The sequence below is a fragment of the Halomonas sp. PAMB 3232 genome (genome assembly GCF_031954225.1).
In the GTDB taxonomy this organism is placed as follows: Bacteria; Pseudomonadota; Gammaproteobacteria; order Pseudomonadales; family Halomonadaceae; genus Vreelandella.
On the sequence record NZ_CP134865.1, the window covers coordinates 2,186,276 to 2,207,646 of the forward strand.

22 protein-coding genes are annotated in these 21,371 nt (G+C 62.6%); 14 read left to right on the forward strand and 8 right to left on the reverse strand.

The genetic code is table 11. The features are described from left to right. Together RN346_RS09990 and RN346_RS09995 are read right to left on the reverse strand one after the other, a co-directional pair. Positions 1-1,488: a cobyric acid synthase gene (locus tag RN346_RS09990; protein ID WP_263586953.1), complete on the reverse strand. Its 1,488-nt coding sequence runs from the start codon at positions 1,486-1,488 to the stop codon at positions 1-3. A gap of 98 nt (positions 1,489-1,586) precedes the next feature. Next, on the reverse strand, positions 1,587-3,956 hold the full coding sequence (locus tag RN346_RS09995) for a S8 family serine peptidase (RefSeq protein ID WP_311961019.1): 2,370 nt from the start codon (positions 3,954-3,956) through the stop codon (positions 1,587-1,589). 340 nt (positions 3,957-4,296) lie between these two features. Between RN346_RS09995 and RN346_RS10000 the strand changes: the two genes are divergently transcribed. From RN346_RS10000 to RN346_RS10030, 7 genes are all read left to right on the forward strand, one after another. After that, positions 4,297-5,217 (forward strand): glutaminase, encoded by a 921-nt coding sequence (locus RN346_RS10000; protein ID WP_311961020.1) that lies wholly within the window; start codon positions 4,297-4,299, stop codon positions 5,215-5,217. 119 nt (positions 5,218-5,336) lie between these two features. Then, positions 5,337-6,377, forward strand: coding sequence for a LacI family DNA-binding transcriptional regulator (locus RN346_RS10005; RefSeq protein WP_311961021.1), 1,041 nt, complete (start codon positions 5,337-5,339; stop codon positions 6,375-6,377). Further along, positions 6,370-7,383 carry an ABC transporter substrate-binding protein gene (locus tag RN346_RS10010; RefSeq protein ID WP_311961022.1) on the forward strand — a complete coding sequence of 338 codons (1,014 nt, stop codon included), beginning with the start codon at positions 6,370-6,372 and terminating at the stop codon, positions 7,381-7,383. Before RN346_RS10005 ends, RN346_RS10010 begins: the two co-directional genes overlap by 8 nt. A 2-nt stretch (positions 7,384-7,385) precedes the next feature. Beyond that, positions 7,386-8,270: an ABC transporter permease gene (locus tag RN346_RS10015; protein ID WP_311961023.1), complete on the forward strand. Its 885-nt coding sequence runs from the start codon at positions 7,386-7,388 to the stop codon at positions 8,268-8,270. Next, the gene (locus RN346_RS10020; protein ID WP_311961024.1) at positions 8,267-9,055 is read left to right on the forward strand and encodes an ABC transporter permease subunit; all 789 of its coding nucleotides are present in this window, start codon (positions 8,267-8,269) and stop codon (positions 9,053-9,055) included. Before RN346_RS10015 ends, RN346_RS10020 begins: the two co-directional genes overlap by 4 nt. Positions 9,056-9,093: 38 nt before the next feature. Beyond that, on the forward strand, positions 9,094-10,158 hold the full coding sequence (locus RN346_RS10025) for an ABC transporter ATP-binding protein (RefSeq protein ID WP_311961025.1): 1,065 nt from the start codon (positions 9,094-9,096) through the stop codon (positions 10,156-10,158). Next, positions 10,151-10,981, forward strand: coding sequence for a phosphodiesterase (locus tag RN346_RS10030; RefSeq protein WP_311961026.1), 831 nt, complete (start codon positions 10,151-10,153; stop codon positions 10,979-10,981). The genes RN346_RS10025 and RN346_RS10030 overlap by 8 nt, the downstream gene beginning before the upstream one ends. Here RN346_RS10030 and RN346_RS10035 read toward each other — a convergent pair. Further along, positions 10,962-11,474 carry an O-acetyl-ADP-ribose deacetylase gene (locus RN346_RS10035; protein ID WP_311961027.1) on the reverse strand — a complete coding sequence of 171 codons (513 nt, stop codon included), beginning with the start codon at positions 11,472-11,474 and terminating at the stop codon, positions 10,962-10,964. The two genes, RN346_RS10030 and RN346_RS10035, sit on opposite strands and share 20 nt — an antisense overlap. Positions 11,475-11,498: 24 nt before the next feature. Then, the gene (locus RN346_RS10040) at positions 11,499-12,368 is read right to left on the reverse strand and encodes a methylated-DNA--[protein]-cysteine S-methyltransferase (protein WP_311961028.1); all 870 of its coding nucleotides are present in this window, start codon (positions 12,366-12,368) and stop codon (positions 11,499-11,501) included. Positions 12,369-12,570: 202 nt separating this feature from the next. Here RN346_RS10040 and RN346_RS10045 point away from each other — a divergent pair, with 202 nt between their 5' ends. Beyond that, positions 12,571-13,161 carry a LysE family translocator gene (locus RN346_RS10045; RefSeq protein WP_311958097.1) on the forward strand — a complete coding sequence of 197 codons (591 nt, stop codon included), beginning with the start codon at positions 12,571-12,573 and terminating at the stop codon, positions 13,159-13,161. Here the strand turns inward: RN346_RS10045 and RN346_RS10050 are convergent. Next, a complete protein-coding gene (locus tag RN346_RS10050; protein ID WP_311961029.1) occupies positions 13,120-13,995 on the reverse strand; it encodes an AraC family transcriptional regulator in 876 nt (291 codons plus the stop codon). The two genes, RN346_RS10045 and RN346_RS10050, sit on opposite strands and share 42 nt — an antisense overlap. Positions 13,996-14,169: 174 nt before the next feature. Here RN346_RS10050 and RN346_RS10055 point away from each other — a divergent pair, with 174 nt between their 5' ends. Both RN346_RS10055 and RN346_RS10060 read left to right on the forward strand, forming a co-directional pair. Next, the gene (locus RN346_RS10055; protein ID WP_311958099.1) at positions 14,170-14,982 is read left to right on the forward strand and encodes a DUF1206 domain-containing protein; all 813 of its coding nucleotides are present in this window, start codon (positions 14,170-14,172) and stop codon (positions 14,980-14,982) included. A 14-nt stretch (positions 14,983-14,996) separates the two neighbouring features. After that, positions 14,997-15,599, forward strand: a complete 603-nt coding sequence (locus RN346_RS10060) for a VTT domain-containing protein (RefSeq protein ID WP_311958100.1) — start codon at positions 14,997-14,999, stop codon at positions 15,597-15,599. On the opposite strand, the gene RN346_RS10065 is transcribed toward RN346_RS10060, so the two are convergent. Continuing rightward, on the reverse strand, positions 15,596-15,910 hold the full coding sequence (locus RN346_RS10065; RefSeq protein WP_311958101.1) for an antibiotic biosynthesis monooxygenase: 315 nt from the start codon (positions 15,908-15,910) through the stop codon (positions 15,596-15,598). The genes RN346_RS10060 and RN346_RS10065 overlap by 4 nt on opposite strands. A 189-nt stretch (positions 15,911-16,099) precedes the next feature. On the opposite strand from RN346_RS10065, the gene RN346_RS10070 reads away from it, so the two are divergent. Both RN346_RS10070 and RN346_RS10075 read left to right on the forward strand, forming a co-directional pair. Next, a complete protein-coding gene (locus RN346_RS10070; RefSeq protein ID WP_311961030.1) occupies positions 16,100-16,681 on the forward strand; it encodes an isochorismatase family protein in 582 nt (193 codons plus the stop codon). 61 nt (positions 16,682-16,742) lie between these two features. Next, complete coding sequence (locus RN346_RS10075) at positions 16,743-17,702, forward strand: helix-turn-helix domain-containing protein (RefSeq protein WP_311961031.1); 960 nt, start codon at positions 16,743-16,745, stop codon at positions 17,700-17,702. Here the strand turns inward: RN346_RS10075 and RN346_RS10080 are convergent. Continuing rightward, the gene (locus RN346_RS10080) at positions 17,671-18,090 is read right to left on the reverse strand and encodes an MAPEG family protein (RefSeq protein WP_263586935.1); all 420 of its coding nucleotides are present in this window, start codon (positions 18,088-18,090) and stop codon (positions 17,671-17,673) included. The two genes, RN346_RS10075 and RN346_RS10080, sit on opposite strands and share 32 nt — an antisense overlap. Before the next feature lie 282 nt (positions 18,091-18,372). On the opposite strand from RN346_RS10080, the gene RN346_RS10085 reads away from it, so the two are divergent. Then, positions 18,373-19,116: a class I SAM-dependent methyltransferase gene (locus RN346_RS10085; RefSeq protein WP_311961032.1), complete on the forward strand. Its 744-nt coding sequence runs from the start codon at positions 18,373-18,375 to the stop codon at positions 19,114-19,116. Positions 19,117-19,150: 34 nt separating this feature from the next. On the opposite strand, the gene RN346_RS10090 is transcribed toward RN346_RS10085, so the two are convergent. Continuing rightward, positions 19,151-19,558 carry a DUF4019 domain-containing protein gene (locus RN346_RS10090; protein WP_263586933.1) on the reverse strand — a complete coding sequence of 136 codons (408 nt, stop codon included), beginning with the start codon at positions 19,556-19,558 and terminating at the stop codon, positions 19,151-19,153. A gap of 296 nt (positions 19,559-19,854) precedes the next feature. Here RN346_RS10090 and RN346_RS10095 point away from each other — a divergent pair, with 296 nt between their 5' ends. Further along, the gene (locus tag RN346_RS10095; protein ID WP_311961033.1) at positions 19,855-21,297 is read left to right on the forward strand and encodes a hypothetical protein; all 1,443 of its coding nucleotides are present in this window, start codon (positions 19,855-19,857) and stop codon (positions 21,295-21,297) included. The last annotated feature ends 74 nt before the right edge of the window (positions 21,298-21,371 follow it).

A 21,371-nucleotide genomic window follows, 5' to 3' on the forward strand; every position in this document is an offset into this window, starting at 1 on the left:
CTATTCCAAACGCCTTCGAGCCTGGCCTTTGCTCGAAGGCGCGTTTTCGAGTATGTCGAGAATTCGCTCGATATCCAGATGCGCCTCCAGCGTGTCGGCCAGGCGTTCTAGCTCGCGCTCGCGATGGGCGCTATAGTCGACCACACTGCTCGATGCGAGCCCCAGCCGCGCAAGCAGCGCCTGACACGCCTCGGCGCCGTCGAACACCCCGTGAAGATAAGTGCCCAGCACCTGGCCATCTTCGCTTATGGCACCGTCGAGATGACTGCCCAGATCGAACAACGCGCGCTCCAACGCGGCGCCGTGACTAACGCCGTTGTGGATCTCGTAGCCGCTCACGCGCACGCCCTCTTCGATCATCACTCCGTCCACGTTTCGAAGCTGTTTGCCTTTGGCCATGGTCGTGGTGAGCGCCAAAAGCCCGAGCCCCGGTACGCGCCCGGCGGGCCCTTCGAGCCCCTGCGGGTCCTCGACCCAGTCACCGAGCATTTGAAACCCACCGCAGATCCCCAGCACGCGCCCGCCGTAACGCAGATGGCGAGTAATCGCCGCCTCCCAGCCATTTCGCTTGAGCCAGCCAAGGTCGCTCAGCGTGCTCTTGCTGCCGGGCAGAATGATGGCGTCCGCCGGAGGAATCGGCTCGCCTTCCTGAACGAAGCTCAACGTGACCTGGGGGTGCAGGCGTAAGGCGTCGAAATCGGTGTGGTTGCTGATGCGAGGAAGCCTGGGCACCACCACGTTCAGCGTTTGGGCACTTTTTTCGGCCTGAACCCCGGCGATAGCGTCCTCAGCGTCGAGCAGGTGGCCCTTGAGATACGGCAGCGTGCCGAAGACCGGCTTGCCGGTGTGCTGAGTGAGCCACTCGAGGCCGGAGCCGAGCAGGCCGATATCACCGCGAAAGCGGTTGATGATGAAGCCTTGAGTGCGGGCCTGCTCGGACGCGCTCAAAAGTGCCAGCGTACCGACGAGCTGGGCGAACACGCCGCCGCGGTCGATATCGCCGACCAGCAGCACCGGGCAGTCGACGGCTTCGGCGAAGCCCATATTGGCGATATCGCCTTTTCGCAGGTTGATCTCGGCAGGACTACCCGCGCCTTCGGCGATGATCACGTCGAAGCGCTCGCTCAGCGCCTCCCAGGCGGCCATGACGCTCTCGGAAGCGGTGCGTTTGAAGGTGTGGTAGTCGAGCGCGTCCATATGGCCATGCACGCGGCCGCGCAGAATCACCTGGGCACCACGGTCGCTTTCGGGCTTTAAAAGCACCGGGTTCATGTCGCTATGAGGCGCTACCCCCGCCGCCATCGCCTGCAGCGCGGTGGAGCGGCCGATTTCGCCTCCGTCGACAGTCACGGCGCTATTGAGTGCCATGTTCTGGGGTTTGAAGGGCGCCACCGATACGCCGCGGCGCGCCAGCACCCGGCAAAGCCCGGCCACCACCGTGCTCTTACCCGCATCCGAGGTCGTGCCCTGAATCATCAGCGTGGCCATACGCGCGCCCCTATTTAAAAGGGCGAACTCTAGCGGCTGGCGGCGGGGCTGGCAATGGCCATAGCAGCCGCCATGCAAAGGGAATGGGGCGGCGTCACCTACCAGCGGTAGCGATAGTTGACCACCGCCGCCGTATCGTCGGGCGCGTCGGCGTCGTGGCCGGGCTCGAGGGTGTGCAGTAGATTCACCTGCCACTCGTTATGTTCGCTACTGGCGAAAGCGTAACCAAGCTCGATGTCCACCTGACGCCCGGAAGGCGACAGCGACGCCTCACGGGTTTCGCGCACCACGGTGCCGTCGAGGTGCCGACCGACCGGCACCTCGACGCTGGCATCTGCACTCTCGATGCGCAGCGGCTGGCGAACGCTCAGCGCCAGCCGTTCATCGGCGCGCGCCCCCTGGCCCTGCCACTGCGCGCCCAGCGCCATTTCACGAGCCACGATGTTATCGACGCTTGCCAGCAAACCGCTGCCACCGGCATTACCACGGGCCTGCTCGAATTCGGCGAACCCGCTGAAGCCGCTGCCCAACACCATTTGAAGTTCGACGCCAGCAAACGTCATGTGGTTATTTTCCCCGAGGCTCAGTGCGCCGGTGCCGTGAGCGCCAAGCAGTCCTTCCTGCTCGTTCAGCCGGCCAATATGGGTCGCGAGGCTCAGCGCCGGCGTCAGTGTGAACGAGGCGCCGATATCCGAGCGGTTCGAGCGGTAGCGGCTCTTCTTGGAAGCTTCGACGTCGCCGGCCCAGTGCGAGGCGCTCACCTCGACACGCTCGCCCAGCGCGTAGCGGGTTTGCACGCCGCTGACGCTATCGAGCCCTTGGGTCAGCGCCGAGCCGCCTTGAAAGGAGATCATCGGCATCATCGACGACTCGGCGTAGCCACTCATCGGGCTTGCCTGATCGCCGTCGAAGCGAAAAGCGCTGAAGCCAGCCGCGCCGAGACCGGCCGTGCCGAGGCCCGCCGCGCCGAAGTCCACGTCGAAACGACTCGCAAGCGGGGTGCCAGCGCTATCCGTGCTCGCCGTGAACTGATAAGCGCCGCTGTCGATGAACTGTGTATCGACCGCCTGAACCGAAGCGCTGGCAACGCGCTCCATGCTGTTGCGCAGCTGGTCATCGTACGCTTTGCGCGGCTGAGCATTGCCGCTCAGGTCGATCGCGTAGTCGCGCCCCAGCGCGTCGAACGCCGCAACGTTTTCAAGCGCTTGGGTACTGGCGAGTGCATCGCCGTAGGCGCCGGAGAGCTGGGCGAAGGAGGCGCTGGCAGATTCACCGCCAAGTGCCACGCTCTCGCCGCTGGGAACGACCAGCTCGCCGGCAGGCGCCAGTGCCGCGTCGATATCGGCGGCCCCCTGGCCTAAATAGAAGAAACCACAGTTGGCGGTGCCTGAGGCGCCGCAGCTGTTTTGGCCAAACAGTGCGCTGTCGCGGCGCGCGGTTTCCAGCAGGCGCTGGCTCACCTGCTGCGCTGTCAGGTGAGGCCAGCGCGCGATGATTCCCGCAGCGTACTCCGCCACCCGGGGCGCCGAAATGGACGTGCCCTGCGCCCCCACCTGACGGTTGACGAAAGGCGCGGCCAGCGTGCGCGACTGTAGCCGGGCATCGTCGCCTGGAAAGCTGCTCAACGGGTGCAGATTGCCCTGCTCATCACTGCCCACGGCAATCAGCGTCATATCGAAAAGCGCCGGCTGGCTTGCATACAGCGGTTTGCCTTGGGTATCGATTGCCGCGCCGCTGTTACCGGCGCTGACGACATACACCGCGCCCTTGCCATCGTTGGCATTAACGACACGCTGATAGGACTCATTCGTCGAAACGCCGTTGAAGCTCAGACGCGGGTCACTGGCCTCCAGCCGCCGCGAGAAGCTGGTATTGATGACCCGCGCCCCGCGAAGCGCCGCCTCGCCAATGCCGTAATCCAGCGTACTGCTGTAGGTCGTCCCACTGGCATCTTCTACCTTGATCAGATCCAGCCGGGCGTTACCGAGCTGACCGCCGGAAATAGTCGAGGCGACCACGCTGCCGTGCCACTCATTGCCCCCGCTTACATCCTTGAGCCCGGTATGCACGTTCAGGCTGTCGATCACGACATCGTTATTGAGGATACGGTCGATATCGAAGCCGCTATCAACGATGCCGACCCGCACACCCAGCGGCTCGATCATGGGATATCGATTGGAAGGCGCTTCATCCGTGGGTGATTCCACGGGCACCCGACTGACCGGCGGCTTTTCGATCGGCGGCGGTTCAACCGGAGCAGGTGCAGGCGCAGGAGGCGGTTCAACCGGGGCGGGGGCAGGCTCGGGCTGGTAAATGCCGGTAGAGGAGTCATCCGGGGCGCCACCTCCCCCACCGCCGCCGGAGCTGCAGCCGGCAAGTGAAACGGCGGAAAACGCCAGTGCGACCGCGACGACCAGCGAGCGAGGTTTGAACGGCGCGGCAGGCAAATGAACATTCGAGATTTTCATGGGAGCCCTTTGAATGAGCGTGACGGCGAGCAGGAGAACGTCCAACGCCGTACCGCAAACCCCGACGGTGTCATTCTCGCATTTAGTGCGCCCAATCTAGCCCATTTTTATTAGACCATTTAAAAGAGTTAGGCCTTTAAATGGGGATATTTCGTCAAATAATGAGCATCCCCCTCTTCGGTCCTATAATTCTTTTTAATGAATCACCGGTTGGTCATTCAAGCCGCTTTCATCAAACGCTCACTACCGACCCACGGCAAGCCTTGCACCGACCGCTGGGCAGACAAGCTGCGCGGTTTCGGCTAGGGTAATTGGCCCTTTACGCCATCGATCGCCAGCCATGCAAACGCTTTTAAACGACATCACCGAACAGCTCGCTCGTGAAACCGAGCGCGGCAAGGTCGCCGACTACATTCCCCAGCTCGCCGAGGTCGACCCTCATCAGTTCGGTATCAGCCTGGCCACGGTCGAGGGCGAACGCTTCTCGGCCGGGTGCGCGGCCACGCCGTTTTCGATTCAGAGCATTTCGAAGGTGTTCACGCTCACCATGGGGCTTGGCAAGCTCGGCGACGGCCTGTGGGCCAATGTCGGCCGTGAGCCTTCGGGGGATCCGTTCAACTCTATCGTTCAGCTCGAACACGAAGGCGGCAAGCCGCGTAATCCGTTCATCAACGCCGGTGCGATCGCCGTGGTGGATGCGATCATGATGGGGCACGAGCCGCGGGAGTCGCTTGCCGAGATTCTAAGCTTCGTGCGCTATATCGCCGACGATACGAGTATCTGCTTCGACCGCCAGGTCGCCGCTTCTGAGATGGCGCACAAGGACCGCAACGCCTCGCTTGCCCACTTCATGAGGGCCTTCGGGCGCCTTCGCCACGATGTCGACAAGGTGCTGGGCACCTATTTTCATCAGTGCGCCATCGCCATGAGCTGCGAGCAGCTCGCTCACGCCGGGCTCTTTCTCGCCTCGAACGGGGTCAACAAGCCCAGCAACCTGCGCGTGGTCTCGCCCCAGCGGGCGCGGCGGATCAACTCATTGATGATGATGTGCGGCCATTACGACGCCTCCGGCGAGTTCGCCTTTCGCGTGGGGCTTCCGGGCAAAAGTGGCGTCGGCGGAGGCATTCTCGCCATCGCCCCAGGGCGCGGGTCGCTGGCAGTCTGGTCGCCGGGTCTCGACACCTACGGCAATAGTTTGCTGGGCGCCAGGGCACTGGAGATGTTCGTCCAGCGCACCGGTTGGTCGGTGTTTGGGCATTAATTAAACCTTTCTCCTTTTTTTTAAAACGGACATCCAATCGACACGGCGTTGTCATGAAGCACCGCTAGCCTCTGTGATCACCAATGAGATCGATCTCATTTTTCGACACAGGATGACCGATGGCGGATATAGCGAGCGTGGCAAAGCGTGCAGGGGTCTCTCGGGCCACTGCGGCACGCACCTTTTCAAGCCCTGAACTAGTGCGCGACCAGACCCGCGAAAAGGTCCTGGCCGCCGCTCGGGAGCTGCGTTTTCGGCCCAACACCGTGGCACGTCAGCTGCGCGCCCAGGCCACCCGGATGATCGGCGTCATGGTGCCGAGCCTCGACAACCCGGTGTTCGCCGAGCAGCTTCAGGCCATGGAGGTCGCCGCCCGCGAGCGCGGCTTTTCGCTTTTGATCACCACCAGCGAGTACGACCCGGCCCGCGAGAGTGACATCGTCGAGTCGATGTTGCGTCAGCGGGTGGATGGGCTCGTGCTGACCGTGGCGGATGCCGACCAGAGCCCGCTACTCACCTCACTGCGCCGGGAGTCCACGCCCTGCCTGCTGGTCTATAACCCGGCGGGCGAAAGCGGCTTTCCCTCGATTGGCGTGGATAACCGCGCTGCCAGCGAAGCGGCCACCCGCCACTTGATCGATCTCGGCCACACCCACATTGGCATGGTGGCCGGGCCGCTTCTGCAATCCGACCGGGCCCGCCAGCGCTTCGAGGGCTACCGCCAAATGATGCAGAACGCGGGGCTTACGTCGCGCGCCTTGCTCGAGATGCCGCGCCATACCCGGGCCGAACTCGCCCCGATCAAAAGCCAGCTCGAAGGCCCAAATGCCCTCACCGCGTTGATCGCTACCAACGACCTGCTCGCCATCAGCCTGATCGGCGAACTCACCCGCGCCGGGGTCAAGGTACCCGGCGACGTCTCGATCATGGGGTTCGACGGGATTGCCCTTGGCAAATGCCTCTACCCCTCGCTTTGCACCATCGAGCAGCCCCGCGCCGACATCGGCCGCGAGGCCGTCAACGCCCTGCTCGCTCTGCTCGAAGGCGAGCAACCCGCGCCACCGCTTCTGCCCTACACCCTGCGCGAAGGCGAAAGCGTGGCACCTCCTGTTGCCATCACTGCTCTCTGTTCGACCCAACGAGGTTCTCACCATGCGTAACACTCCCGTACGTCTGCTGCTTGCCACCGCCCTGACGGGTGTCTCGAGCCTTGCCGCGGCGCAAGGCGCCACTACCGCGATCTGCTACAACTGCCCGCCTGAGTGGGCGGACTGGGGCACCCAGCTTGAGCTGATCGAAGAGAAAACCGGTATCCAGGTGCCCCAGGACAACAAGAATTCCGGCCAGTCGCTGGCCCAGCTGGTCGCCGAGGCGCAGAGTCCAGTGGCGGACGTGATCTACTACGGGGTCACCTTTGGTATTCAGGCCATGGAAGCCGATGTGGTCGAGCCCTATCAGCCCGAGCACTGGGACGAGATTCCGGAGGGGTTGAAGGACCCGGAAGGCAACTGGTTCGCCATCCATTCCGGCACGCTCGGCTTCATGGTCAACGTCGATGCGCTCGACGGCGCGCCGGTGCCGACTTCCTGGGATGACCTACTCGACCCGGCCTATCGCGGCATGATCGGCTATCTCGACCCGGCCAGCGCCTTCGTGGGTTACGTGGGTGCCACCGCGGTCAACCTGGCCCTCGGCGGTGACCTCGAGGACTTCACCCCGGCCATCGACTACTTCAACGCGCTTGCCGACAACGACCCCATCGTGCCCAAGCAGACCAGCTACGCGCGCGTGCTTTCCGGCGAGATTCCGATCCTGCTGGACTACGACTTCAACGCCTACCGCGCCCGCTACAGCGATGGCGCCAACGTCGAGTTCGTGATTCCCGAAGAGGGCAGCATCGTGGTGCCCTACGTGATGAGCCTGGTCAAGAACGGGCCCCACTCGGACAACGGCCGCGAAGTACTCGATTTCGTGCTATCTGACGAGGGCCAGGCGGTGTGGGCCGACGCCTACCTGCGCCCGGTACGCGAAGAGGCGATCTCCGACGAAGCGCGTCAGGTGTTTTTGCCCGACAGCGACTACGCCCGCGCAAGCGCGGTGGATTACGCGGCCATGGCGCAGGCGCAGCGCGAGTTCTCCGAGCGGTATCTCTCGGAGGTTCGCTGATCATGTCCGCCACACTCAAGCAGCCCTTCGGGGCTGCTTTTCTCGACCGACACCGGCGCACCTCCCGCCGGGCGCAGCTGATTACCCTGGTCGCGCTGGTGCCAGCGCTGACCATCTTCACGGCGTTCTGGCTGCTACCGTTCTCGCGGCTTCTGCTGATGGGAGCGGAGGCGGATCGCGCCAGCGGCGTTAGCGCCTACCTGACGCTCTTGACCCACCGCCAGTACCTGATCAGCCTGGCGACCACCGTCACGCTTTCGCTGGCGGTGTCGGTCGCGGCGGTCGGGATTGCCGGCTTCGCCGGTTTCTTTCTAGCGCGCCACCGCTTTGCGGGCCAATCGCTGCTGGTGGCGATCCTGACCTTCCCACTCGCCTTTCCCGGCGTCGTGGTGGGTTTTCTGGTCATCATGCTCGGCGGGCGCCAGGGGGCGCTGGCGCAGACCAGCCTGTGGCTGTTCGGTGAGCGCTGGGTGTTTGCCTACTCGCTGCTGGGCCTGTTCATCGGCTATCTCTACTTCTCGATCCCGCGGGTGATCACCACCGTGATGGCGGCCTGCGACAACCTCGATCAGAGCCTGGAGGAGGCCGCGCGCTCGCTCGGCGCCAGCCACTGGCGGGTGATGCGCGATGTGATCATTCCCGGCATCGCCCCGGCGCTGCTCTCCACCGGCGCGATCTGCTTCGCCACCAGCATGGGCGCCTTCGGCACCGCTTTCACCCTGGGGACGCGGCTGCCCATTTTGCCGCTGAACATCTACGGCGAATTCACCAACTACGCCAACTTCGCGATGGCGGCGGCGCTTTCAGTGGTGCTTGGGTTGATTACCTGGGCGGCGCTGGCGCTGGCGAGGAAGCTTGCGAGCAACGCCCTGGGAGCCTCGGTATGAGTCAGCGTCTGCGTTTTTCACTGCAGCTGGGGTTCACCCTGCTGGTGTGTCTTTTCATGATCGTGCCCATCGCCATGTCGATCATGGCAGGGCTGACCGAGAACTACTTTCAGGGCTTGCAAAGCGGGCTGACGTTGCGCTGGGTGAGCGAGGTGTGGGCGCTCTACTCGGGCACCATTTGGCTTTCGATCAAGCTGGCGATGGCGTGTCTAGTCATCACCACGCTGATCGGCGTGCCGGCAGCTTACGGGCTTCTGCGCAGTCGCCACCGCGTCGCGCACGCCATCGAGGAACTTCTGCTGCTGCCGGTGGCGGTACCGGGGCTTGCCACAGCGCTGGCGCTTTTGCTGGCCTACGGCAGCTTCCGCGAGTTTCGCTCGAGCTGGCTGTTCATTTTGATCGGCCACGTGCTGTTCACTCTGCCGTTCATGGTGCGCGCGGTGCATTCGGTGATGCACACCGCCCGCCTGCCGCTTCTGGAGGAAGCCGCGGCGAGTCTCGGGGCGAGCCCCTGGCAGCGCTTTTTCGGCGTGGTCGTGCCCAACTGCGCCAGCGGTATTCTGGCCGGGGCCTTGATGGTGATCACACTTTCGATCGGCGAATTCAACATCACCTGGATGCTGCACACTCCGCTCACCAAGACCCTACCGGTCGGCCTTGCCGACAGCTACGCCTCGATGCGCCTGGAAGTGGGTTCCGCCTACACGCTGGTGTTTCTGCTCATGATCGTGCCGCTTCTGGTGATGATCCAGTGGGCCGGAAAGCTGACCGGGCCGCGCCGCTAACCCCGCCCCCTCAATTGAATACGTTTTAGAGAGCGATCATGTCCCTATCCTCGAGTATCACGCTGACCCGGTGCAGCCGCACCTTCGCCGGCGGGCACGTCGCCCTTGAGCCGCTGGATCTTCACATCAAGGCGGGCGAAACGTTGGTGCTTTTGGGCCCCTCGGGCTGCGGCAAGACCACCACGCTCAGAATCATCAGCGGCCTGGAGCGCCCGGACCCGGGCGGTCAGGTGCATTTCGGCGAGCGTGATGTCACCGCCCTGCCCATCGAGAAGCGCGATGTCGGCATGGTGTTTCAGAACTACGCGCTGTTTCCCAACATGAACGTGGCCGACAACATTACCTACGGGCTTCGCATTCAAAAGCTTTCCCGCGCCGAGATCGACCGTCGCCTGGCGGAGGTGTTGGAGATGGTGGATTTAAAGGGCTACGCCGAGCGCTCGATCGGTGCGCTTTCCGGGGGGCAAAAGCAGCGCGTGGCGCTGGCCCGGGCGATTGCCGTGCGCCCCCGCGTGCTGCTGTTCGACGAGCCGCTGGCCGCACTCGACGCCAAGCTTCGCGACCGGCTGCGCCTGGAGATCGGTGCGCTTTTGCGCGAGCTCGGCATCACTGCGGTGTACGTGACCCACGACCAGGACGAGGCCATGGCGCTCGGCGATCGCATCGCCGTGATGCAGGCCGGGCGCATCGCCCAGCTCGGCAGCCCGCGCGAGATCTATCACCAGCCTGCCAACGCGTTCGTGGCGGACTTCATCGGCGCAGTCAACCGCCTTGCGGTGCAATCGCAGGTATCCGACGGCACGTTTTGCGTACCCGGCTGCACGCTGCGCGCCTCGCACCTGGCCACGGCCAACACCCTTTACTGCCGCCCGGAAGACATCCAGGTGGTGCCCATCGAGAACGCCCAGCTCAAGGGCCGCATCATCGAGAGCGTTTTTCTGGGCCAGGCGCAGCAGCTGGCAGTGGATACCGGCAATGACACGACGCTATCGGTACGCGTCTCGTCACGCCAAAGCTGGCCGACGGGCAGTGAAATCGGCCTGATGATCCCGGAGCAGGCGCTGTTTCACCCATCGGCCAGCGGAGCAAGCGCGCATGGATAAGCCCTTTCTGATTGCCCAGATCACCGACCCGCATATCAAGGCCGACGGCAAGCTCTCCTACCGCCAGGTCGATACGGCGCGTGCCCTGACCCAAGCGATCGACACGCTCAACGCGTTGACACCGCGCCCGGATCTGGTACTCATCAGCGGCGATCTGGTCGATTTTGGCCATCCCGAGGAGTACGCCACGTTCACCAGGCTGACCGAGGCGCTGACGCGGCCCTTCTACGTCATTCCCGGCAACCACGATCACCGCGCCAACCTGCGCGAGGCGCTTGAGAGCCATCGCTACCTGTTCCAGCACCCCGAATATCTGCACTGGGTAATCGACGACTACCCGATCCGCCTGATCGGCCTGGACACGCTGGTAACCGGCAAGCCCCACGGCGAGCTCGATGCCGCAAGCCTTGCGTGGCTGGAGGCTACCCTGGCAAAGCGCCCGGACACCCCGACGCTGGTCATGCTGCACCACCATCCGTTTGTCAGCGGTATCGACCATATGGATCGTCAGCCACTGCTCGATGCCGGGGCGTTCGAAACGGTGATCGCGCGCCATCCGCAGGTCGAGCGCGTGCTGTGCGGGCACCTGCATCGCAGCCTGCAAGCGCGCTTTGGCGGTACTCTCGCACTCAGCTGCCCGGGGGTGTCGCACCAGGTGAGCCTGGATCTAAGCATGGATGGGCCGGCGCACTTTCAGCTGGAGCCGCCGGGCTATTTGCTGCACGCCTATACCCCGCAAAGCGGGCTGATCACCCACCAGGGGTTCATCGAGCGCTACCCCGGCCCCTACCCGTTCTTCGACGCTAACGGGCTGATCGATTGAGCAGCGCCTCATACACCGCCAGGTCACTTTCCGAGAAGCAGCAAAACGTGACCGATTCGACCGTCGAGTGTTCACTCATCGCCGCCTTGACCGTTTCAACCGCGACCTCGGCGGCACGCTCGATGGGAAAGCGGTAAATACCGGTACTGATGCTGGGAAACGCGATGGAGCGGGCATTGACGGACGCGGCGAGTTCCAGCGCGCGGCGGTAGCAGCCGGCGAGTTTCTCGGCCTCGCCGCGCTCGCCGCCGTTCCATACCGGGCCAACGGCGTGGATCACATAGCGAGCCGGTAGCCTGAAGCCGTCGGTTAGCTTGGCATCGCCTGTCTCACAGCCGCCGAGCGTGCGGCACGCCTGTTTGAGTTCGGGCCCGGCGGCGCGGTGGATCGCGCCGTCCACCCCGCCGCCGCCCATCAGCGACTGGTTGGCGGCGTTGACGATCGCATCGACATCGAGTGTCGTGATATCGGCCTGAATCGCATCGATGTTCATGGGGCTCTCCCTTGTTTAACTCGTTCAGGTTAACGATAGCCGACCCGGCTCCGGGCTGCCCTCCTTCGCGCTTTTTTGGCCGCTCTCCCAGGCCTGCACCATTTGCTTGCGCGCCACGCCCCAGCGGTAGCCGCCCAGCGCCCCGCTTTGCTGGATCACCCGGTGGCATGGGATCCAGAGCGCGACCGGATTCGCCCCAACGGCGCTGCCGACCGCCCTTGAGGCGCCGGGCTTGCCAAGCGCCCTGGCCAGCTGGCCGTAGCTTGCAAGCTCCCCGGCGGGAATCGCGAGCAGCGCGCGCCATACCGCAACCTGAAAATTGGTGCCCGCCACGTGCAGCGACAGTGCTCGCGCGTCACCAAACGCGCCGTCGAAAAGCGCCTCCACCACGTAGCGCGTGGCCTCGGGCTGGTGAATTAGCTGGCTTTTGGGCCACGCAGCGGTTAGCCCGGCGAGCTGCTCGCCCATTCCATTGGCGCCGATAAACCCCAGCCGGCAGATACCCCGCTCGGTGGTGGCCGCCAGCGCCGCGCCAAAGGGGGTTGAGTGAACGCCGTAGCGAATGGTGAGCCCGTCGCCCTGTCGCTTGTGCTCGCCCGGGGTCACCGCGTCGAGCGAGACGAAGTGATCGTAAAGCCGGGAGCCGCCACTAAGCCCCACCGCATGGGCGGCCTGAAGCAGCGAATCGGTCGAGGCCATCAGGCGCTTGGCGCGCTCAAGGGTCAGCGCCTGTAGAAAACGCTTGGGCGAAATGCCGGCATAGCGGCGAAAAACACGTTGAAAGTGCGCGGGGCTCCAGCACACGTGAGCGGCCACCTCGGCAAGGCTTGGCTGGTTCGCCGCGTTCTCTACCATGTAGGCCATCGCCTTTTCGATCCGCCCGTACTCGTCCATTGCCCGCTCCGTTGTTTCTGCTCTTCGAAGTCTAAGCGCCTTGTGACCGGCTGCCGACCCGAATCCTGCGCTCCTTTCAACCCTGAACCATTCCGCTTTCACACAATGCGACAGCGCCGCGGCGCCACCTCAATTTTTTACAATACTCAGGGGGCTGGCATTGAAATACTCTGGGCCTCTTCTCCACCATGGAATCATCACCATGAGTATCTCGCTACTGCTGCCCATGTCCGCCTTTGCCCTGGCGGCCTCCATCTCGCCGGGGCCGGTCAACCTGGTGTGCCTGAGCAGCGGCACTCACTACCCCATTGCGCGCGGCCTGGTATTCGTGACCGGCGCCACGCTTGGCTTCATCGCGCTATTTCTAAGCGTAGGCGCCGGGCTTTATTCGCTTTTGCGTCACTGGCCAATGCTGGAAATCCTGCTGCGATGGGCAGGCGTGGCATTTTTGCTCTACCTGAGCGCCAAACTGGCACTGGATGACGGCAGGCTTTCCCACCGTGCGCCCGCCAAAGCCCCCGGATTCTGGACCGGCGCGGTGATGCAGTGGCTCAACCCGAAGGCGTGGCTTGCCTGTGCCTCCGGCATCAGCGCCTACACCGGCGCCAGCGCCAAGCTGACGCTGCTGTTTGCCGCGCTCTATCTTCCCATCTGCTGGCTGTCGCTTTCTTGCTGGGTTTACGCCGGAGCGTTTTTGAAGCGCTACGTGAGCAATCCGACCCTTTTGGTCGTGATCAACCGTGTGCTTGCGCTACTGCTGGCCGTGAGCTGTCTGTTCATCGTGCTGGACTAACGAAGGTGGCGACGTTGAAGGCGTTCGGTACTGATGCGGCGTGGCAGCGAGTAGCCGCTTGAAGGTGCGCTGAAAGTGGGGCTGGTCATTGAAGCCTAGCGCCAGCGCCGTCTCTGCGATGGAGTGGCCCTGGTTTAACCATTCGCGCCCCAGCTGGACGCGCCGATTGATCAGATAGGCTCTGGGCGTCATGCCGTAATGGCGTTTGAAGCCTCGAATCAGGTGCCCTTCGCTGTAGCCGCTCACGTGGCATAGCCGCTCGAGCGTGAGCGCCTCTTGCGCGTGATCGTCAAGATATGCGGCCAGGCGCTCCAGCGCCGCCGGCACGTGCGCGGGTGAGCGCGCAGGGGTCATCGCCAAATGTGTCAGCACCGGCAAAAGTGTCTCGGTAAGCGCCGCGCGTTTTTCATCGAGGCTCGCCTTGTCGCTTCTCAAACACGTCGCCATACGCCGGTAACGGCGGTAGAGCGCGGGCTTTGACAGTACCGCCGTGGCAATATCCTGCCACTCCGGGCCGCTTGAGAGCCCCGCGCGATAGCGTAGCTCGCTCACCCAAGCGACCTCCACGTACAGCATCATATACGCCCAGGGCTCATGCTCGATGGGATTGCAGGCGTGCACCCAGCCAGGATTCATCAGCACCAAATCCCCCGCGCGAATGGCGTGCGTGTCGCCCCGGTAGTAGAACGTGCTGCTCCCCTTTGTGACCGCGCCGAGCGACCAGTGAGTATGGCTATGGAGTGCGTAGGCGACTTGGCGAGCATCGCTGATGCAGCGAAGCTCTACCTGAGGCAAACGCGGGTCACGCCAGAAAAGAGGAGTCGATGCGTTCATTACCGTACCTTTCGAAAATGAGTCGTGACCGGGTGACAAAAGCGCCCATGCCGAAAGCGTTAGTCCTTTGGCGCTCGATCACCTACCCTACAGGGTAGGTTTTCAAGCGCCCAGCTCGGGGCACCGGCTTCATACAGGACTATGAAGCGTCGCCATTTTAGTCAGGAGGACGTCGTGGCTCATAACACGCCCGATCATAAAGACGCCATTCAGCTCTACGCCCGTATGGGCTACGCCTCACGCGGTATCGTCTATTTGCTGGTCGGGGGGTTAGCGGCGCTGGCCGCTTTCGGCCAGGGCGGGCAAACCGAAGGCAGCCGCGGCGCACTCGAGCGTCTCCTGAGCGCGCCGTTCGGCCAGGTGCTGCTGGGGCTAATCGCGTTGGGGCTTGTGGGCTACGCCATGTGGCGCTGTATTCAGGCGATCAAGGACGCCGACAATCACGGCACCGACCCCAAGGGGCTCGCCATTCGTGCAGGACTTTTGATCAGCGCGGTCACCCATACGCTGCTGGCGTTCTATGCCGCCAGCCTGATCTTTCGTTTTGGCGGATCTTCCTCAAGCGGCTCCGGCGGCTCCCAGGGCGCAGTGGGCTGGCTTTTCGAGCAGCCGTTTGGCCGCTACCTGGTGGGGCTGGTAGGGCTTTGCGTGATTGGCGCCGGGGTGGCCCACTGCCTCAAGGGCGCAAAAGCCAAGTTCGACAAACACTTCGATATGCCTGAATCCACCAAACGCTGGGCGTACCCGGTATGCCGCTTCGGTTTGGTCATAAGAGGCATCGTATTTTTGATTGTCGGCGGTTTTTTCATCATGGCGGCGTATCATATCAACCCCAGTGAAGCCGGCGGTACCGAAGAGGTGTTTAGCGCACTTCGCACCCAGGCCTTCGGTCAGTGGCTGCTGGCTTTCGTGGCCATCGGGCTGTTCGCCTTTGGCGCCTACAGTGTGCTCGCGAGTATCTATCGCCGCATCAACCCGGGGATGTAGAAACGCACATGGCCATGGCATCGAAGCGTACCAAAGCGTGGCTTGCGCGCCTTAACGGCTCCAAAAACATGCTCTGGCTTTTGGGTACGCTGTCGTTTCTTGAAACGATCATTCTGCCCATTCCGCTCGAACTCATTTTGATTCCGCTGATGGCCGCCAACCGTGAGCGCATCTGGCGACTGGCCGCGGTCACCACCGCCGGATGCCTGTTGGCCTCGCTGGTCGGCTACGGCGTGGGGCTTTTGCTCTTTCAGTCGATCGGCACCTGGTTCATCGCCTTCATGGGAATCGAGCAGAGCTTTCAGACCTTCCAGACGTTTTTCAATCAGTACGGCTTCGCCGCCATTCTGGCCATCGGTATCCTGCCGATTCCGTTTCAGGTCGCCATGATCACCGCCGGGCTTTCGAACTATCCGGTGCTGCTGTTTGTGCTGGCGGCCCTGATCGCTCGCGGGCTTCGCTACTATGGGCTGGCCTGGCTGGTTAGCCGCTTCGGCCATCGGGTATTGGTGCTTTGGAAGCGCCACGCCCTATTGACCAGCGTTGTGGTCGGCCTGTCGGTGTTGCTGTTGACTCTGTTGCTGCAGTTTCTAGCGGGACTGATTATGTCGTCCTAGACTCCGTAGTCGCGCTCGACCCTGGCAATGCGGGTGCGAAAATGGCGATACCACCGCTGATGGCCTAACCGCTGCGCCTCCTGGTGCTCGGCGTGACTTTTCCACGCCTTGATCGACTCGATATCCGCCCAGTAGGAGACCGTCACGCCTACCTCCTCGCGTGCGGACTCCACGCCTAAAAATCCCGGCTGCTCGGCGGCGAGCGCGACCATGCGCGCGGCCATTACCTCGTAACCTTCGGTGTGCTCGGTAAGCGTCGAGGTAAAGATCACGGCGTAGTACGGAGGTTCGGGCGTTGCGGCTAGTAGCATGGCGGCTTCTCGCTGGGCGTGTTGAAATCGTCATCCTATCCATCGCACATGGGAGCGCCAACCCGAAATCGAGCATCCTGCGCCGAAAGGCGCAATGGCCGTTTTCGTCCGGTTTGTGGCCGTGAGTTGTCTCGTCGTAGTGACAGCGCCTCGTTAAGCTGGAACCTCACTCAAATCAAGAGGTTCACCATGGCACCTGCCAACGCTTCAAACCCCGCGACCGCCCTGCTTCTGATCGACGTTCAGGCCTCCTTTCCTGCCAAGGAGTATTGGGTCGAGAGCCTGGCCAATGCCTGGAAGCCGAAGCAGCGCGCCCTGCTCGATGCTGCCCACGCTGAGGGTATTCCAGTGGTGCGCATTTTCCATGAAGCGCCGGGAAGCCAAGGGCCGTTCGACCCCGACCAGGGGATGATTCAACCGCTCGACGGCTTTGATGACCCCACGGCGATTACCTTTCACAAGCGCGTACATAACGCGTTTAGCGATACCGGGCTTGAACAATGGCTATGCGAGCGCGCCATCTCTCGCTTGGCGATTAGCGGTATTCGTACCGAGCAGTGCTGCGAAACCACCGCGCGGGTCGCCTCGGATCTGGGCTTCGAGGTCGACTTCGTCAGCGACGCCACGCTCACGTTTCCCATGACGCGCCACGGTGTGACCTGGTCCGCCGAGGATATCAAGGCGCGCACGGAGCTGGTGCTGGAGGGCCGCTTTGCGCGTATCATCGATACTCAAAACATGATCGATGAGTGGCAAACCCGGCGTGACTAGCTTTCGACCCCTGAATTCGCCGCCCGCACGTGGGAATGCCCCACTACGGGTGGCAGTGCTGATGATGCCAGGCCAAGTGCCGCTCGATCTGATCGGCCCGCTTCAGGTACTGCACTGCGCTGAGCGCCTCTCCTTGAGCATCGAGATCAGCTACCTGGGACCGAGCCCGGCGCTCGAGTGGCTAGGGCCTCTTACCCTCGGCGGCATCGCGCCGCTGCCGACCGCGCTTTCGCACCACGACCTGCTACTAATCCCCGGTCAGTATCGCAGCGCGGTCGACCCGTTAGCTCAGCGGGCGTGTATCGAGTGGCTGAGAGCCAACGTTAACCAGGTCGATACCATGATGACGGTGTGTTCCGGTACGCTGTTGCTGGCCGAGGCCGGCCTGCTCGACGGCCGCCGCTGCACCACCCACCATACCCTTTTGGATCAGCTGCGCGAGAAGGCGCCTGGGGCCCGCGTGCAGGGCGATTGTATCTTCATCGAAGACGGGCGCTACTTGACCAGCGCGGGCATTTCCACGGGCATCGATACCATGCTGCACTGGTTGACCCGTATGGGCGGCCACGCACTGGGGCTTTCGGTGGCGCGCGAGATGGTTCTTTATTTGCGCCGCAGCGGTCAGGAGCCCCAGCTCGGCGCCTGGCTCGAAGGCCGTAATCACGTGGATGAGCGTATTCACCGTGTGCAGGACGCTATATGCGCCGCCCCCGCGAAGGCCTGGCGGGCGGAGGTGCTGGCGTCCCAAGCCGCCATGAGCGAGCGACATTTCCGGCGTCAGTTCAAACAGCTGACCGGCATGCAAGTGAGCGACTACATCAGCGGTTTGCGGCTACAGCGAGCCAAAACCCTAATGATTGAAACCGCCTGGACACTCGACCGCATCGCCGAAGAGTCCGGCTTTGGCGACGAACGGCAACTTCGCCGCTGCTGGGCGCGCGTGGAGATACGCCCGCCCGGCGAGTGGCGCCGCGACCAGCCAATGGCGATTACAGCGCCAACAGAATTTGAATCGCCATAACGATCATACACACAAGCCCCACGCCGTAGGCGATGGTGCGCCAGGGCTGAAGGCGTGCAAGATAGGCGAGCGTATGCGCGTAGCGCGCCGCGGTGAATACCATGAACAACCACATGGCAAGCCCGGGCGACGCCCCGACCAGCACGTAGGCTACGCCCAGAGCCAAAAAGATGGGGATATTCTCCAGATCGTTGGACCAGGCCTTACTCGCCTGCTGCACCTGAGGAAGTTCCTCCCTGGACGGCTCCTTCCCCGCCATGCGCGCGTCTTCCGGGGTCTTGAACGTCATTTTGGTAATACGGTGATACCCCTGGTACAGCCCGGTCGCCCACATCTTCACAAACAGCAGCACCGTCGCCACGGCGTACCAGTAAACGGCGTCATCCATGATGACCTCCTTGGATCGGTTGATGGCCGCCGTGGCAAACCCCACCACGGCTCAAAGCCACTGTAAGCATAGCTGACCCTGGCACCAGCGGAGAAAACACCGCTGGTGTTTAGAGGTGATCGCCATGAACGGCTGGAACCGGCTCGCGGTCAGCATGCGCTTCACACCAAATATGGGAACGTAAGCGGCGATTGCCCATTCTGAGGGCCTTTTGACACCGGGCTTCTAAAATCCAAAGCGCTCGTTTACCATGCGCCACCCCCTTTTCGAGCGCTGCCTGTCATGTCTGCCAACGCCCTGTATACCGACCTCTCCCGCTACTACGACGTCATGTGCGAGGAGATCGACTACCCGGCGCAGAGCCGCGCCGTACAGCGCTTGAATCAGCTTTTCGGCAACGGCGGGCGTCGCCATCTGGATCTGGCCTGCGGCACCGGCCCCCACGTGCGCCACTTTCTCGACGCAGGCTTTGATAGCATCGGACTCGACCTCAACCCGCCCATGCTGGCGCAGGCCGCCAGGCGCTGCCCCGAGGCGAGTTTCAGCCATCAGGACATGGGCGACTTCGTCGTCGGTGAGCCGCAGGATCTGATCACCTGTTTTCTCTACTCGATTCACTACAACGCGGATGTCGAGCGCCTAAAGGCGTGCATCGAAAGCGCCTGGCGCGCGCTCGAGGCGGGCGGCGTAATCTGCTTCAATGCCGTGGACAAGGAGAAGATCGACAACGCCCTTTCGATCAAACACACCGCGCGCCGGGAAGAGGAGACGTTCACGTTCAGCTCGGGCTGGCACTACCCGGGTAAAGGCGAGCGTCAGTCGCTAAAACTCTGTATCGAGAAAACCACCGCCGGACAGAGCGAGCGCTGGGTCGACGAACACGCCATGGTCGCCGTGAGCTTCAAGGAACTCATCGCGCTGCTAACGCCCTACTTTACCGTCGAGGTGTTCGAGCATGATTTCCAGGCGATCACGCCCTGGAACGGCGAAACGGGCAACGCGCTGTTCGTGTGCGTCAAGAACTAACCATGTATGCCAAGGGCGAACCCGAGAATATCGGCTACTGCACGTAGTAGCCGCTCACCCGCCAGGTCCCATCCTCGAAGTGCGGCGTGACGGTCTCGGTCACCTGCTTGTTGGCGAAGCTGGTTTGAAAGGTAAATATCTTGAGATCCCCGCGCGGCGCACCGGGCATGGAGGTGTCGCTGACCACGCGCAGCGGGTGGCGCGACTCCACCGGCCCCATGTCTTTTCGCGCAAGCTCAACGGTGCGCGCCAGCATATCCGGCGATAGCGGGCGCTGTAGAAGCGGCGACGCCGACTCCCAGGCTTTCTCGAACTCTCCGCTGTCGATGCTGGCAAGCCAGGCCATCACCGCGGTTTCGGCCGGGTCGCTATGGGCAACGGCGTGGGCGGGTAGTATGGATAAAGCGAAAGCCGCCATTAAGGTACGGTGCGAAGTAGGCATAAAGGGGGCTCGTGTGGAAAAGGGTGTCTTCTGTATATCGGTCGTGCGGCGTCGGGCTTTAGCTCGTGACAACGCCTTTCAACGTGCAAAGCGTTGACCCTGTTTAATTCAGCCGGCGCAGGTGACGCTGGCAAGCGCCGTATTTGCTTTAGCCAAGCGTTGTCACTAGGGTATTGAGCGGGCAGCGCCTCTCACGCCTTCTCGCATACCGTTTTCGGTGATCGGCGGTATGTAACCCAGCCAGCCTTCAATAATTAAAAAACGGCATATAAAACGACACTCGCAAGGAAAACATCATGTCATACCCACGCGTATGCCAGTTCAAGCGACTGGCACTCGGGCTTAGCGTCTCTGCGGCCATGCTCTCCAGCGCCCAGGCACAAACCAGTGACTCGCAAACCATCGACGAGCTGCGCGCCCAGCTCAACCAGATGCAGCAGCGCATCGAGCAGCTCGAACGCCAGCAGTCCTACGGCGCATCAAACAACGACCAATCGATGGCATCGAATCAGGGCACTTCCAGTCAGAGCGGCGCTGGCCAGAGCGGTTTCAATCAAAGCGGTTCCAGTCAAAGCAACGCCAGCAAGGACGCTTATGGTGAGGGCACCGCCACGGGCACCTCGGCCAACGGCGAAGAGGCCCAGCTCGCCCAGCAGAACCAGCAAACGCTTCAAGAGATGCAGCAGGTCGAAATCGGTGGGCTGCTCGAACTCAGCGGCAGCGTCAACGACTGGGATAGCCAGAGCAAGGACACCTCGGGCGATCTCGACTTCGGCAAGTTCGTCGTGACCGTTCAGGGTGAAACCGGCGCTATCGACTACTCGCTGGCCTACCGCTTCTACGACGACTACCATTTTTTGCAGCACGGCTGGATCGGCTACAACCCCACCGAGGAAGACTCGTTCAAGCTGGGCCTGGTGCAGACGCCCTTTGGCAACATGGATTACGGCTACCTGGGCTGGTACGGCAACCTGGGCTATCTGGCGGGCTTCAACGATAACCAGAACGCCGGCATCAAGTGGGATCACTCCGCCGGGCCCTGGGACACCTCGCTTGCGTTTTTCAAAAGCGACAGTCTGGGCGATGGCAACGAGCACTACGGCGCCAACGCCGTGGGCGATGGCGCCCAGGGCAACAGCGAAGAGAACCAGGTCGCGGCGCGCCTAGGCTACACCTTCGGCCATGACACCGATTACGCCATCCAGGTGAACGTCTCGGCGAAGGGCGGTCAGCTCTACAACCGCAACACCGAACGCAGCGGCGACAATTGGTCGGCGGCACTCGGCGTGGACGGAAGCTACGGCAACTGGCGCACGCTGGTCCAGGCTACCACCTACGAGTACAACGCTAAAAATCCCGACGAGGCGACCTCGGGCATTTCCGATAACGCCCTGCAGATCGGCGCGTTCAACTTCAACTACCTGATTCCCGCTCAGGGCGAAATCTACTCGGCGAGCGTCGGTTACAACATGGACGTGGACTGGGGCCCGGTTGAAAGCCTCTATTTCTTCAACGACTTCAGCGTGATCGACCCTTCAAACGACTTTACCAGCCTCAACGGCGGCTTCGGCGATCAGCAAAACCCGATGGTCAACGATCTGGGCGTGCAGATGACCGCCGGGCCGTTTTTCGCCTGGTTCGATATCGTCTCGAACAAGAACGGGCTGAACTACTTCGGCTCGCCGGTCGACGACGGCTGGAACACCGCATTTTTGACCAACTTTGGCGTCGAGTTCTGATCAAAGCGCCCACGCAAAAGGCCACCTGTCGAGGTGGCCTTTTTTGTATCGAGCGTCGCGCTCAGCGGTCAACG